At 48.5% G+C, this 13,655-nt stretch carries 10 protein-coding genes and 11 tRNA genes; 3 read left to right on the top strand and 18 right to left on the bottom strand.

Translation table 11 applies throughout. The annotated features are described in order from the left end of the window. Positions 1-137: 137 nt before the first annotated feature. Together FIU82_RS10300 and FIU82_RS10295 are read left to right on the top strand one after the other, a co-directional pair. Positions 138-1,778 (top strand): chitinase, encoded by a 1,641-nt coding sequence (locus FIU82_RS10300; RefSeq protein ID WP_152441011.1) that lies wholly within the window; start codon positions 138-140, stop codon positions 1,776-1,778. Positions 1,779-1,913: 135 nt separating this feature from the next. Beyond that, positions 1,914-3,221 carry an amidohydrolase gene (locus FIU82_RS10295; protein WP_239385656.1) on the top strand — a complete coding sequence of 436 codons (1,308 nt, stop codon included), beginning with the start codon at positions 1,914-1,916 and terminating at the stop codon, positions 3,219-3,221. Here the strand turns inward: FIU82_RS10295 and lnt are convergent. The 5 genes from lnt to miaB are packed head-to-tail and all read right to left on the bottom strand — an operon-like array spanning position 3,187 to position 8,673. Further along, positions 3,187-4,782 carry an apolipoprotein N-acyltransferase gene (gene lnt / locus FIU82_RS10290; protein ID WP_152441010.1) on the bottom strand — a complete coding sequence of 532 codons (1,596 nt, stop codon included), beginning with the start codon at positions 4,780-4,782 and terminating at the stop codon, positions 3,187-3,189. The two genes, FIU82_RS10295 and lnt, sit on opposite strands and share 35 nt — an antisense overlap. Beyond that, positions 4,757-5,638: a CNNM family magnesium/cobalt transport protein CorC gene (gene corC, locus FIU82_RS10285; RefSeq protein ID WP_022944677.1), complete on the bottom strand. Its 882-nt coding sequence runs from the start codon at positions 5,636-5,638 to the stop codon at positions 4,757-4,759. The genes lnt and corC overlap by 26 nt, the downstream gene beginning before the upstream one ends. A gap of 60 nt (positions 5,639-5,698) precedes the next feature. Further along, positions 5,699-6,160 carry an rRNA maturation RNase YbeY gene (ybeY, locus tag FIU82_RS10280; RefSeq protein ID WP_152441009.1) on the bottom strand — a complete coding sequence of 154 codons (462 nt, stop codon included), beginning with the start codon at positions 6,158-6,160 and terminating at the stop codon, positions 5,699-5,701. Next, positions 6,157-7,188: a PhoH family protein gene (locus FIU82_RS10275; protein WP_022944679.1), complete on the bottom strand. Its 1,032-nt coding sequence runs from the start codon at positions 7,186-7,188 to the stop codon at positions 6,157-6,159. The genes ybeY and FIU82_RS10275 overlap by 4 nt, the downstream gene beginning before the upstream one ends. Before the next feature lie 48 nt (positions 7,189-7,236). Next, positions 7,237-8,673 carry a tRNA (N6-isopentenyl adenosine(37)-C2)-methylthiotransferase MiaB gene (gene miaB / locus FIU82_RS10270; RefSeq protein ID WP_022944680.1) on the bottom strand — a complete coding sequence of 479 codons (1,437 nt, stop codon included), beginning with the start codon at positions 8,671-8,673 and terminating at the stop codon, positions 7,237-7,239. Between the two features lie 253 nt (positions 8,674-8,926). Between miaB and FIU82_RS10265 the strand changes: the two genes are divergently transcribed. Beyond that, positions 8,927-10,081 carry an FAD-dependent oxidoreductase gene (locus FIU82_RS10265; RefSeq protein ID WP_152441008.1) on the top strand — a complete coding sequence of 385 codons (1,155 nt, stop codon included), beginning with the start codon at positions 8,927-8,929 and terminating at the stop codon, positions 10,079-10,081. A gap of 127 nt (positions 10,082-10,208) precedes the next feature. Here FIU82_RS10265 and FIU82_RS10260 read toward each other — a convergent pair. The 13 genes from FIU82_RS10260 to pth form a co-directional block, all read right to left on the bottom strand. Next, positions 10,209-10,293 (bottom strand) — tRNA-Leu (locus FIU82_RS10260). Between the two features lie 79 nt (positions 10,294-10,372). Further along, a tRNA-Gln gene (locus tag FIU82_RS10255) sits at positions 10,373-10,447 on the bottom strand. Positions 10,448-10,588: 141 nt separating this feature from the next. Beyond that, positions 10,589-10,673: transfer RNA gene (locus FIU82_RS10250), tRNA-Leu, on the bottom strand. A 38-nt stretch (positions 10,674-10,711) separates the two neighbouring features. Beyond that, positions 10,712-10,788: transfer RNA gene (locus FIU82_RS10245), tRNA-Met, on the bottom strand. Between the two features lie 2 nt (positions 10,789-10,790). Further along, a tRNA-Gln gene (locus tag FIU82_RS10240) sits at positions 10,791-10,865 on the bottom strand. A gap of 157 nt (positions 10,866-11,022) precedes the next feature. Beyond that, positions 11,023-11,107: transfer RNA gene (locus tag FIU82_RS10235), tRNA-Leu, on the bottom strand. Between the two features lie 60 nt (positions 11,108-11,167). Further along, positions 11,168-11,242, bottom strand: a tRNA-Gln gene (locus FIU82_RS10230). A gap of 40 nt (positions 11,243-11,282) precedes the next feature. Next, positions 11,283-11,367: transfer RNA gene (locus FIU82_RS10225), tRNA-Leu, on the bottom strand. A gap of 60 nt (positions 11,368-11,427) precedes the next feature. Next, positions 11,428-11,502: transfer RNA gene (locus tag FIU82_RS10220), tRNA-Gln, on the bottom strand. Positions 11,503-11,540: 38 nt separating this feature from the next. Then, a tRNA-Leu gene (locus FIU82_RS10215) sits at positions 11,541-11,625 on the bottom strand. A 38-nt stretch (positions 11,626-11,663) separates the two neighbouring features. After that, positions 11,664-11,740 (bottom strand) — tRNA-Met (locus tag FIU82_RS10210). 201 nt (positions 11,741-11,941) lie between these two features. Next, positions 11,942-13,033 (bottom strand): redox-regulated ATPase YchF, encoded by a 1,092-nt coding sequence (ychF, locus tag FIU82_RS10205; RefSeq protein ID WP_022944682.1) that lies wholly within the window; start codon positions 13,031-13,033, stop codon positions 11,942-11,944. A 36-nt stretch (positions 13,034-13,069) separates the two neighbouring features. Next, entirely contained in the window at positions 13,070-13,654 is a 585-nt protein-coding gene (gene pth / locus FIU82_RS10200) for an aminoacyl-tRNA hydrolase (RefSeq protein WP_022944683.1), read from the bottom strand. Position 13,655 lies beyond the last annotated feature (1 nt).

Below are 13,655 nucleotides of genomic sequence, written 5' to 3'. Positions count from 1 at the left end.
CATATAAGTAAAATTGAAAATACAATGTAAAAATATATTTGACAACGCTGTCTTTGTGGCAACAATAAACGGTGGGAGGGCTCAGTGATCAGTGCATGAGCAGCTGGTCGGTCTTACAACGAAAAAATGAGTCAAATATGTCTAAAACAACACAACTATTCACCGTGCTGGGGATCAGCGCAGCCGTCTCCACAGCGGCCCACGCCATTAATGTACAACCCGATCCACAGAACCCCGAGGGCTATGTCGTCGCCAAAGCCGATATTGAAGCCATGGCAGCGGCGAAAACAGCCGATCCTATGTATCAAGTGTGGGCGCAGGCATTGCGTACTCGCGACAATGCCGTGGTTGAAGCTATTGTCCCAGGGAGCGCCACTAACCCCGAAAACGTGCAGCGCGCACAGCGGGTATTTCCACAGCAGCAGTGGGACTTTCTTACGCAAATGGCGGCACCAGAGTACACCTACACGCGATTTTTAAGAGCGATAGGCAAATTCCCCGCGTTTTGTGGCGACTATAGCGATGGGCGCGATGCCGATGCTATTTGCAAACGCTCAATAGTCACAGCCTTTGCTCACTTTGCCCAAGAAACTGGCGGTCATATCAGTAAAGACAACGTCTCTGATAACCCTTTGGGGTTAGAGGAGTGGCAACAAGCGTTAGTGCATGTGCGAGAAATGGGATGGTCCGAGGGCGAAGAGGGCTACACCACAGGCTGCGGTCAAAATGACTGGCAAAACCGTCGTTGGCCATGCGCTCCAGGTCAGGGTTACTTTGGTCGCGGCGCAAAACAGCTCTCTTATCATTTTAACTACGGGGCATTCTCAGAAGTCATGTTCGATGGTGACGCCACCGTATTGCTAAATAACCCGGCGTTAGTGGCGGACTCGTGGTTAAACTTGGCTTCAGCTATTTGGTTTTTCCTCACTCCGCAAGCCCCGAAACCGGCAATGTTACACGTGATTGACCGTACCTGGGTGCCGTCGCAGCGTGAGCGTAATGCCGGGATTGGTTATGGCTTTGGCACCACCATTAATGTTATCAATGGTGGTATAGAGTGCGGCGAGCAAAATAAATATAAGGGCCAACCAGTCAATCGTATTCGTTATTGGCAGGGCCTCGCTCATCACTACAATATCGTTATAGAAAGTGACGAAGAAGACACCTGTTGGCAACAAACCCCGTATGGCAGTCTTAATCTTGAGGGCGCGACAGATGTCTTATACACCAATTGGGAGGGTGATTGGGGCTATTATGCCGACCGCCCCGGTGGCTATTCCTTCGAATGTAAGTTAGTAGGTTATCAAACGGCTTATTCGGCCTTGGTCCCCGGTGACTATGAGAAATGTGTTACTAACTTCTATCAGTCTCATGCCGGCTGGCCGCAAGTGCGCGTTAGCGACACCTTGCCTAGTGAGCCGCCCACAGAGCCGCCTGTGGATGGCGTTGCAGCGTGGGATGCAGCAACGGTCTATGTACAAGGTGAGCAAGTGAGCCAAGGTGGGCAAATCTATGAGGCCAAGTGGTGGACTCAAGGTGATGACCCTCTTAATGGTGGGCCATGGCAACTTATTGACAGTGGCGGCCAAAGCGAGCCGACACCGCCAAGCGATCCGGTAGACCCTGCACCCGGTGACGGTGCGATCACCTGGGATGCGGCGACTATCTACGTCGGGGGTGACCAAGCCAGCAAAAATGGTGTCCTGTATCAGGCTAAATGGTGGACACAAGGTGACGACCCCATCAATGGCGGGCCTTGGCAGCGCGCCAATAACTAAGCTCATGAGTATAGCCTGCCTTAGCGCAGGCTTTTTTATGTCATTGGTCGCAACCCACTGTTTTTCACCTAAGTGTTACATTAGCGTTAATATCGAGGTGTAAGTACCGACTATTATTCAACAGGGGAACAATCCATGACAAAGCTTTCGGTTTTAGGCCAAGCGCTATTGCTGGCAGGTATGTTTAGTGTCACATCAAGCGTTGCGGCCGCTGATTTAGACCAACAAATTCAACAAGCCAATGAACAGGTTGCCGATAAGGTGATCACTTGGCGACGTCATATTCATCAATATCCGGAATTGAGTAACCGTGAGTTTAAGACCGCGCAGTACGTGGCCGAACACTTACAAAGCTTGGGCCTTGAGGTGGAAACCGGCGTGGCTCATACCGGGGTGGTAGCCAGGCTCAAGGGTGATAAACCGGGGCCCTTGATTGCCTTGCGTGCGGATATGGACGCACTGCCTGTGACCGAGCAAGTAGACTTGCCTTTTGCTTCGCAGCAGAGTGCCACTTACCGTGGTCAAAAAGTGGGGGTGATGCATGCCTGTGGTCACGATGCCCACGTCGCTATCCTTATGGCTGTGGCTGAGTCCTTGGTGGCGTTAAAGTCTGAACTAGCTGGGGAAATACTGTTTGTGTTCCAACCAGCGGAAGAAGGCGCTCCTGAGGGAGAGCAGGGCGGTGCCGAACTGATGCTTAAAGAAGGCTTATTTGCACAAAAGCCTGAGGCGGTGTTTGGTTTGCATGTCACCTCATCACTCAATACCGGGCAAATTGGTTTTCGCTCAGGGCCGTTGATGGCCAGTGAGGACTCATTTAACATCAAGGTCAAAGGTCGTCAGACTCATGGCTCACGACCTTGGAATGGAGTCGATCCCATTGTCGCTTCTAGCCAAATTATTATGGCTACACAAACCATTGCTTCGCGCCAAGTCGATGTCACCAAAGCGCCTTCGGTGATTTCTTTTGGTGCCATCAATGGTGGGGTACGCAGTAATATTATCCCTGATGAGGTGGAGATGGTGGGCACTATTCGCACCTTTGATCAGCAAATGCGCGCTGACATCAAGCAGCGTTTGCAAAAAACCGTGGAGTTAACCGCCCAGGCAGCTGGGGCAAAGGCTGATATCCATATCGACCATGGTTACCCGGTCACCGTGAATGACCCGCAGTTAACGAACATGATGACCCCCACGCTGCAACGGGCCGCAGGCAGCGACAATGTCATCACCACGGATCTGATCACCGGCGCTGAAGACTTCTCTTACTACGCCCTGGAAACCCCTGGACTGTTCTTCTTTTTGGGAGTGACGCCAAAGGATCAGGATGCCAAAACGGCGCCAAGCAACCACTCGCCGCACTTTTACATTGACGAGAAAGCGTTGCCGTTAGGGGTCAAAGCGATGACTAACTTGGTGTTTGATTACCTCGACAAGCAATAAAAAAAGCGCCGTTAGGCGCTTTTTTAACTCTTCTAGAATAGTACAGACTCAGGCCCAGTAAGCACAGCAGCGCCAACCACGTAGGCCAACGACCATACAGGGCGTATAGGCTGTCGCCAGAGATCAAGCGAACATCAGCGCGCAGTACATCCGCATCAAATTGCGCAAGGCTAAGTTGTGATTGCGAAATCGGGTCATACACGCCAGTCACCCCAGTATTAGTCACTCGTACCAGTGGACGCTGCAGCTCGAGCGCGCGCATGCGTGAGATTTGCATATGTTGATGAGGTCCGTGGGAGTCGCCAAACCAGGCATCATTACTCACGGTAAAGAGGATATCCGAGTCACTGCGGTAATTATCTCTGACTAAATCCGGAAAGGCGATTTCGTAACAGATAGCGGCAAGGATATGGTAGCCGTTGGCTATCAGGTTATCTTGCACGCGTTCACCGCGACTAAAACTCGACATTGGCAAGTCAAACAGCGGTGCCAAAGGACGTAGTAAGTCTTCAAAAGGCACAAACTCGCCAATAGGTAGTAACTGATGTTTGCGATAGCGGTTTTTATGGAGGTAGCGGTACTGACCTGCGCTGCTGTCTCGTTGTTTTTTACCCACCACCACTAAGGTGTTGTAAACATTGCGGGTATCATATTGATAGTCGACGATGCCGGTGATAAGCGCAGTATCATTAAACACCGCCGCCTTATCCAAGGATGTGAGGTATTCCCCCGCTAACTGTTCGAGCTCGGGGATCGCAGCCTCAGGCCACACCACCAGATCGGCATCCCAATGTAGGCGCGTCATATCTTGGTACTTGAGCATGGTGGGCCAGAAGTTCTCGGGTTGCCAGCGCATGCTTTGCTTGATATTGCCTTGTACTAAGGCCACATTCAGCTGTTTGCCAGAATACTGGTTATAATTGAATACTGTGGCTAGGGCTGCAACTAGGGCGCCTGCGGCGAGTGTTGCCACAAGGGGTTGCCAGACCTTGGCACAAAATAAACGATAAAGGCCATAACCCACGGCCAGCACCAGCACACTTAAGCCAAATTCACCCACTATCGGCGCGAGAACATTTACTGGTGAATCGGTTTGGGTGTAGCCCAGTGATAACCAAGGAAAGCCGGTTAGTAGTGTGCCGCGCAGCCATTCGCTGAAGGCAAAGCTGATTAACAGCGGAGCCAGCCAAGCGCCGCTGTGTTTGTGTATAAACGCAGTGAGTGCCAGTGCCAGTGCAGGATAAAGTGCTAAATACACCACCAGTAAGGCCATAATGGCAATGGAGGCGGGCAGTGGCATACCACCAAACTGGGCTATGGAGACGTGCACCCAGCTTATTCCCGCAGCAAACCAGCCGATGGCAAAGATAAATCCGTACCAAGCCGCTTGTTTGACCGGTGCCTGATAACTGCAATAACACAGCACCGCAATACTAAAAAAAGCTAAAGGCCAGGCGCCGAAAGGGGCATAAGCAAAGGTTAAAACAAGGCCGGCAACCAGTGCCAGCCATGTTTTTTTATCACTAAATTGCTGTTTAAGCCGCGTCAGTATCTTCGCCATCGCTCGATTTCGGCAAGGTAACTTGCAGCTGCAAAATACGACGGCTGTCGGAATTTGTGACCTTAAACTGCAAAGGATCAATGTCTATGATTTCACCGCGCCCAGGCATATGGCCGAAGGCATGCAACACAATACCGCCAATGGTATCGGCTTCGCTGGTGTTGAAATCGGTTTTAAACACGTCGTTAAACTCTTCAATAGGCGTCAGAGCCTGTACAGAGTAAACGTGCTTAGAAACCTTACGGATGGCTTTACTTTCATCTTCATCATCATGCTCGTCTTCAATCTCGCCGACAATGATTTCGAGAATATCTTCAATGGTCACTAAGCCAGACACACCACCATATTCGTCGATAACAATCGCCATGTGGTAGCGCTGTTGGCGAAACTCGTTCAGTAGCGTATCAACCCGCTTACTTTCCGGGACGACTACCGCCGGGCGGAGCATATCGCGTAGGTTTGGTAAGGCGGCCTCTTTGTCCATCAGTAATGGCAATAAGTCCTTGGCCAATAAGATACCTTCGACGTGGTCTTTGTCTTCACACACCACCGGAAAGCGCGAGTGCGAGGACTCGATCATCATCGGTAGTTGATCGAACAGTGGTTTATCTACATCTAAGGTGATCATGTGTGAGCGTGGGATCATAATGTCGCGCACTTTCAGCTCCGACACACCCAATACGCCTTCCATCATTTCCTTGGTCTCAGGGTCAATCAGATCGCGTTCTTGCGCATCTGAGATGACTTCAACCAATTCTTCCTTATTTTGGGGTTCTCCTTGGAACATCTGGGTGATGCGATCCATCCACGATTTTCCAGAAGAACCCTCTCTACTATGCGAGTTTTCGTCGCTCATTAGCTTTATGCGCTCCAAGTTGAATTAATTCCGATAGTGAGCAGAGCCTCACTATTGGGATTAACACTCATCATCCCTGTATGGGTCGCTGATATCAATGGTTGCCAACAGGCGTTTTTCAATCGCTTCCATTTCTTGGGCATCAGCGTCATTTATATGGTCATAGCCAAGTAAATGCAAGCACCCGTGTACCACCATGTGGGCAAAGTGGTCATGAAAGCTTTTTTGCTGTTCCAAAGACTCACGATATACCACTTCGGGGCAAATAATCAAATCCCCAACTAAGGGTAGCTCTACACCTGGGGGGGCATCGAACTCAAAAGACAAAACATTAGTCGGTTTGTCTTTGCCTCGGTAACTATGGTTGAGGCTTTGGCTTTCCTCTGCATTGCTGATGCGAATAGTGATTTCGCTGTTAGGCTTAAGTTCATCAAGCACCAACGCGGCCCAGCGCTGAAATTGCTCAGCGCTCGGTAAGTTATCAAATTCACAAGCAAGTTGCAGATCGACAGTGGTGGTCATGAGTCAGACTCTTTTTTATTTTGCTCTTTAGCGGCACGTTTGGCACGCTGTGCTTCATCATGGCTTTCGTAAGCTTCAACAATAGCAGCGACCACGGGGTGGCGAACCACATCATGAGCTTGGAAAAAGTTAAAGCTGATAGCCTCAACATCACTGAGCACCTCAATTGCATGACGCAGGCCTGAGCGCGCACCTCGAGGCAAATCCACCTGCGTAATATCACCGGTGATCACCGCTTTTGAATTAAAGCCAATACGGGTAAGGAACATCTTCATTTGTTCCACTGTGGTATTTTGGCTCTCATCAAGAATGATAAAAGCGTCATTCAACGTGCGACCACGCATATACGCCAAAGGAGCCACTTCGATGACGTTTTTCTCTATGAGTCGCTCAACCTTCTCAAAGCCAAGCATTTCAAATAAAGCATCATAAAGGGGGCGCAGGTAAGGGTCGATTTTTTGGGTGAGGTCACCAGGTAAAAAGCCTAGTTTTTCACCCGCTTCAACCGCCGGGCGGGTCAATAGAATACGGCGAATCTCTTGGCGTTCGAGGGCATCGACGGCAGCGGCTACGGCTAAGTAAGTTTTTCCGGTCCCTGCTGGGCCAATACCGAAGCTAATGTCGTGATTTAAGATATTAGCCACATACTGACTTTGATTGGGGTTACGCGGTTTGATGACGCCACGGCGGGTTTTAATGAACACTTCTTTCCCCCACACACTGGGCTGCTCTTGTTCGAGCACATCAGCTTCGGTGATGGCTAAGTGTACGTGTTCAGGTTCGATCTCTTTTTGCTTACCTTTAACAGGGGCCGTATCAACGTAAAGATTTTTTAGAATTTCCCCGGCAGCTTTTGCAGTGTGCGGCTTGCCGGTGACTTTAAAGAGGTTTTCGCGGTGTGCAATTTCAACTCCCAGACGACGCTCGATGTGCTTAATATTTTCGTCGAAGGGTCCACACAAAGAAGAAAGGCGGGCATTGTCTGACGGTTCTAAGTAAATATCGATATTCTTCAGCTGGTTACTCAAAGTTGCTTCCTGTTGCTTGGCGCTGCGTAAACGCAGCGCACGATTATTTTAATTCGGGGTGAATGTACCGACGCCGATGTCATTGGCTTGCGGCTCGCTCGGTGCTTTGGCAAGAATGTCGCTCGGCGCGACATCGCGACGTAGATTCATTTCATCTTCAGTGCGCAGCAATTCTCCACGCAGTGAATTAGGCAACGCTTCAGTGATACGGACATCAACAAATTGGCCGATCACAGAATGTGGACCCTCGAAGTTAACTACACGGTTATTTTCGGTGCGTCCACGCAGCTCCATAGGGTTCTTTTTCGAAGGGCCTTCCACCAAAATACGCTGCTCAGTAGCAAACATATCACGGCTGATTTTCTGTGCCATTTGGTTGATGCGGTCTTGTAAAATGTATAGGCGCTGTTTTTTCTCGTCTTCGCTGACGTCATCCGGCAAGTCTGCTGCGGGTGTACCAGGGCGGGCACTGTAAATAAAGCTGAAGCTCATATCAAAGCCGATGTCGTTGATAAGCTTCATGGTTGCTTCAAAGTCTTCGGTGGTTTCGCCTGGGAAGCCGATAATAAAGTCTGAGCTCATGCTGATATTAGGGCGGATCTTACGCAGTTTGCGAATAGTCGACTTATATTCAATGGCCGTGTGGCCACGCTTCATTAGGTTTAACACGCGGTCTGAACCACTTTGTACTGGCAAGTGCAAGTGGTCAACTAACTCAGGTACATCAGCATAGGCATCAATAATATCAGGCGTAAACTCAACAGGGTGCGAGGTCGTGTAGCGAATGCGATCAATACCATCGATGGCGGCCACGTAACGCAGTAAGTCAGAAAAGTAACAGATTTCGCCATCATGCGTCTCGCCACGATATGCGTTAACGTTTTGACCCAGCAGATTCACTTCACGCACGCCTTGCTCAGCCAGTTGCGCAACTTCTAAAAGTACATCATCCAGAGGGCGGCTTACTTCTTCGCCACGAGTGTAGGGCACCACGCAGAACGTGCAGTATTTCGAACAGCCTTCCATAATCGATACAAAGGCACTGGGTCCTTCCGCTTTGGGCTCTGGCAAACGGTCAAACTTTTCGATTTCAGGAAACGTGATATCAACCACTGAACCTTCTTTCGCCTGCACTTGTTGAATCATTTCAGGCAAGCGGTGCAAGGTTTGTGGGCCGAACACGATATCTACGAAAGGCGCACGTTGGCGAATGGTATCACCCTCTTGTGAAGCTACGCAGCCACCAACACCGATAACTAAATCGGGGTTTTGCTCTTTGAGTAGTTTCCAGCGGCCAAGTTGATGGAATACTTTTTCTTGTGCCTTCTCACGGATTGAGCAGGTGTTAAGTAAAATGACATCCGCATCGCTGGCTTCTTCGGTCAACTGATAACCATTGGTGTCATCAAGTAGATCGGCCATTTTCTGGGAGTCATATTCATTCATCTGACAACCCCAGGTTTTTATATGCAGCTTTTTACTCATTGAGATAATGCCTCGCTTTCAATCCGGTAGATAATGCACGACAGAGCTTTGGGTTGGACTAATGGCCCGAGCTTTGCCTAAAGGACGCGTATTTTATATGCTATCGCGCTATGAGCCAAGTATAGATTTGATATTTACACTGTGACACAGGATGACATCAAAGCAACACGCTTTAGCCTGCGCTTAGACTGCCACCATTGCCTTAACTGAGTTACAATCACCATAATATTGAAGCATTTAGAGGCAATAGGCCATGAGTGTAAAAAATGTGCTAATCGTCGGTGGCGGGATGGTCGGAGCTGCTTGTGCCATTAAGCTGGCGCAACAAGGCATGAAGGTGACGGTATTTGAGCGCCACTTTCCAGGTGCCACTACTGATTTGCAAAACAGCCGTGTTGATATTCGTGTCTCAGCGATAAATCGTGCCTCCGAGCGATTGCTTGATGAACTCGGAGCTATGGCGACGATTAAAGCGACGCGTAGCGCGCCGTACACTGAGTTAGAAGCTTTTGAACAGCCCAACGCGCGTTTATTATTTTCCGCCGAACAACTGGGTTTAACCCATTTAGGTCACCTGATTGAAAACAACGTGATTCAAGCAGCGTTATGGCAACAATTCTCACAGTACGATATTACAGCTATCGAAAGTGCTGAGCCAATAAGTGCGATTGACGATGACGGTGAGCAAGTAACACTGACCTTAGGGGCAAAGCAGTATCAAGGCGATCTACTCATTGCTGCCGATGGCGGGCGTTCCGCTGTACGCTCGATGTTAGGAATAGGTAGCGAGGGGTGGCAATATCAGCAACATTGTATGGGCATATTGGTTAAGCTTGATGCCCCGCAGCAGGTGCGTACTTGGCAGCAATTTCAGCGCACCGGGCCAGTGGCGTTTCTACCCATGCAGGCGCCTTATGCCAACTTGATTTGGTATCACCACGGTGATCACTTAGCTCGTTTAAAGGCTTTACCAAAAGAGCAACTGAAACAAGAGATTATTACTCATTTCCCAAGCTTGCCAGGTGATTTTGATATTGAGTCTGTGGCGGTTTTTCCGCTTACCAGAGCCCATGCTCAGCGCTATGTTCAAGGACGCTGCGTGTTAATCGGGGATGCCGCTCACACCATCAACCCGTTGGCAGGGCAGGGGGTCAATCTCGGCTTTGCTGATGTAGTGGCGCTCAGTGCACAGTTACAAAATGACAACCCCATTGATATTGCATTGCAGCGTTATTGGCAAGCGCGCCGTTATGCCAACTTGGCTATGATGAGCACAATGGATGCATGTTATTGGGGGTTCTCTAATGAGAGTGGGCCATTAAAATGGGGGCGTAATCTATTTTTACGCGCGGCAAACCAGGCTGGGCCGATAAAAGATTGGGTACTAAAATACGCGATTGGTCATTAGATCAATCGCCATCTTGCAGTCGTGCCGGATTTTTTTATTAAGTGAATTCTATAAATGCTTATAGGTGGTCGCGATAAGCAAGTAGTGCTTAGACTATGGTGATGTATAAAAGGTGAGATAATAAAAATGGTGCGGAAGGAGAGACTTGAACTCTCACATCCGAAGATACTGGAACCTAAATCCAGCGCGTCTACCAATTCCGCCACTTCCGCATTTTTTACTTTACCTAAAGAAACCTAATTAGAGCGTCTAGTTGGAGACACTAGGCTCATTCCTCAACTTTAGGAAAGTTGGCTGGAGTACCAGGATTTGAACCTGGGAATGGCGGGATCAAAACCCGCTGCCTTACCGCTTGGCGATACTCCAACGAAATCTCAAATCTATTTGTGAACCAGGATTTGAATCTGGGGGTGGATGAGTGAGGGATCAAAACCTCTCTCTTCTGCCCTTACCGCTTGGCGATACTCCAGCAATCCAGGACGATTATTTTAGTTCTTATCGAGAACATGGTGCGGAAGGTGAGACTTGAACTCACACATCCGAAGATACTGGAACCTAAATCCAGCGCGTCTACCAATTCCGCCACTCCCGCATAGTGTATTTTCCATTTTCTTATTGGTAGAAAGAAAATGGTGGCTACGCCCTGATTTGAACAGGGGACCCCATCATTATGAGTGATGTGCTCTAACCAACTGAGCTACGTAGCCAATGGCTGGAGTACCAGGATTTGAACCTGGGAATGGCGGGATCAAAACCCGCTGCCTTACCGCTTGGCGATACTCCAACGAAATCTCAAATCTATTTGTGGACCAGGATTTGAATCTGGGGGTGGATGAGTGAGGGATCAAAACCTCTCTCTTCTGTCCTTACCGCTTCCACTTCGTGGCGAGGCGATACTCCAACAAAATCAAGTTTGATAATTTTAGTTCTTATCAAGAACATGGTGCGGAAGGAGAGACTTGAACTCTCACATCCGAAGATACTGGAACCTAAATCCAGCGCGTCTACCAATTCCGCCACTTCCGCAATATAATCTGGAGCATTTTGGAACTTAAGCCTAAGCTCATTCCTCAACTTCAGAAAAGTTGGCTGGAGTACCAGGATTTGAACCTGGGAATGGCGGGATCAAAACCCGCTGCCTTACCGCTTGGCGATACTCCAACAAAATCAAGTTTGATAATTTTAGTTCTTATCAAGAACATGGTGCGGAAGGAGAGACTTGAACTCTCACATCCGAAGATACTGGAACCTAAATCCAGCGCGTCTACCAATTCCGCCACTTCCGCAATATAATCTGGAGCATTTTGGAACTTAAGCCTAAGCTCATTCCTCAACTTCAGAAAAGTTGGCTGGAGTACCAGGATTTGAACCTGGGAATGGCGGGATCAAAACCCGCTGCCTTACCGCTTGGCGATACTCCAGCTATAGAAAATGATAATTTCAGTTCTTATCGAGAACATGGTGCGGAAGGAGAGACTTGAACTCTCACATCCGAAGATACTGGAACCTAAATCCAGCGCGTCTACCAATTCCGCCACTTCCGCATAAAGTAATTTTCATTTTCTTATTGGTAGAAAGAAAATGGTGGCTACGCCCTGATTTGAACAGGGGACCCCATCATTATGAGTGATGTGCTCTAACCAACTGAGCTACGTAGCCAACTTTTACTTGTTCATCATCGCTGATGCGGGGCGTATTATGCTGATCTGCCGAAAGCGCGTCAACACCTTTTTAGTAAAAACATAACGAGGATGAATTGTTTGCCTGAAAAACAAGCGAAGCGAATAAAAAACAGCTTCTTTTTCTCACTCACAAACAAAAAAGCCCGCTAATAAAGCGGGCTCATTGAAGCGGTGTTTATTACACGTTGAACAAGAAGTTCATTACATCGCCATCTTTAACAATGTAGTCCTTGCCTTCTTGACGCATTTTTCCAGCTTCTTTTGCGCCATTTTCGCCCTTGTATTCAATATAGTCATCAAACGCGATTGTTTGTGCACGGATAAAGCCTTTTTCGAAATCCGTGTGTATTTTTCCTGCTGCTTGTGGCGCTGTTGCACCAACAGGAATCGTCCAAGCACGAACCTCTTTGACGCCCGCAGTGAAGTAAGTTTGCAGCTGTAGCAACTCGTAGCCACCACGAATTACTCGGTTTAAGCCTGGTTCTTCAAGGCCTAAATCTTCCATAAATTCGTTGCGCTCGTCTTCTTCGAGCTCTGACAGTTCAGCTTCTATGGCTGCACAAACCGGAATGACCACTGCATCTTCATTCGCAGCAATCTCGCGCACGGTTTCTAAATGCGGGTTATTTTCAAAGCCGTCTTCGTTGACATTGGCGATGTACATAGTTGGCTTAATGGTTAAGAAGTTTAAGTAATCAATGGCTGCTTTTTCTTCTTTTTCCAAGCGGAGTGAGCGCAATGTTAAGCCTTCATCTAAATGCGCTTTTACTTTCTCAAGCACACTTATCTCGAATTTTGCGTCTTTGTCGCCGCCTTTGGCTTTCTTTGCTTGACGTAGTAGCGCTTTATCAGCACTGTCCATGTCAGCCAACACGAGCTCAGTGTTGATAACTTCAATATCATCGGCAGGGTCGATTTGCCCGGCAACGTGGACAATATTGTCATTTTCAAAGCAGCGCACAACATGACCAATCGCATCGGTTTCGCGAATATTGGCAAGGAATTGGTTCCCTAGACCTTCACCTTTCGAAGCGCCTTTTACCAAACCAGCGATATCAACGAACTCCATGGTCGTAGGTAGAACACGTTGTGGGTTAACAATCTCTGCAAGCTGGTTTAAGCGTGCGTCGGGTACTGGAACAACGCCTGTATTTGGCTCGATAGTACAAAAGGGGAAGTTTTGCGCTTCAATACCAGCTTTGGTAAGCGCGTTGAAAAGGGTTGATTTACCAACATTAGGCAAGCCAACAATACCACATTTAAAACCCATATTATGTATACCTGTTTGTGTTCAAGCCACGCGTCATTATGGCTTAAATGAGTGGAGTCTGTTTTGTGCTTTAAGCACACCGTCTTTCGCCAAAATATCCATGCAGCGCACAGCTTCATCAACTGCGGCGTCGATCTTTTCCTGATCAGCTTGAGGCGCCTTGCCTAACACCCAACCGGTCACTTTATCACGGTGACCTGGGTGGCCAATACCTATACGCAAACGCATAAATTCTTTGTTGTTCGCCATTTTCGCAATGATATCTTTTAGCCCGTTGTGACCGCCGTGTCCACCGCCTTTTTTTAACTTAGCGATGCCCGGTTCTAAATCCATCTCGTCATGAGCAACAAGAATATGCTCAACGGGGATTTTGTAAAAGTTAGCTAAACTGGCCACAGATTTACCACTGAGATTCATATAAGTGGTTGGAATCAGAAGCTTAAATTCGCTGTCACCGATAATAACTTTGCCGGTTAAGCCGTGATGTTTTGCGTCAGGTTTTAGAGTGCAGTTATAGCGCGCGGCCAGTTCTTCGATAAACCAGGCCCCTGCATTATGGCGGGTCTTTTGATATTCGGGGCCTGGATTAGCCAGGCCCACTAGCATTTGAATAGTATTCAAG

Origin of the sequence: Pseudoalteromonas sp. THAF3, assembly GCF_009363775.1 — a bacterium.
In the GTDB taxonomy this organism is placed as follows: domain Bacteria; phylum Pseudomonadota; class Gammaproteobacteria; order Enterobacterales; family Alteromonadaceae; genus Pseudoalteromonas; species Pseudoalteromonas ruthenica.
This window is presented reverse-complemented; position numbering and strand designations above follow the sequence as displayed.

Coding starts and splice junctions, on each gene's coding strand:
- ybeY (WP_152441009.1), bottom strand. CDS start 6,160: ATGACCACCACTGTCGATCTGCAACTTGCTTGTGAATTTGATAACTTA.
- lnt (WP_152441010.1), bottom strand. CDS start 4,782: ATGGCGAAGATACTGACGCGGCTTAAACAGCAATTTAGTGATAAAAAA.
- FIU82_RS10295 (WP_239385656.1), top strand. CDS start 1,914: ATGACAAAGCTTTCGGTTTTAGGCCAAGCGCTATTGCTGGCAGGTATG.
- corC (WP_022944677.1), bottom strand. CDS start 5,638: ATGAGCGACGAAAACTCGCATAGTAGAGAGGGTTCTTCTGGAAAATCG.
- ychF (WP_022944682.1), bottom strand. CDS start 13,033: ATGGGTTTTAAATGTGGTATTGTTGGCTTGCCTAATGTTGGTAAATCA.
- miaB (WP_022944680.1), bottom strand. CDS start 8,673: ATGAGTAAAAAGCTGCATATAAAAACCTGGGGTTGTCAGATGAATGAA.
- FIU82_RS10265 (WP_152441008.1), top strand. CDS start 8,927: ATGAGTGTAAAAAATGTGCTAATCGTCGGTGGCGGGATGGTCGGAGCT.
- FIU82_RS10300 (WP_152441011.1), top strand. CDS start 138: ATGTCTAAAACAACACAACTATTCACCGTGCTGGGGATCAGCGCAGCC.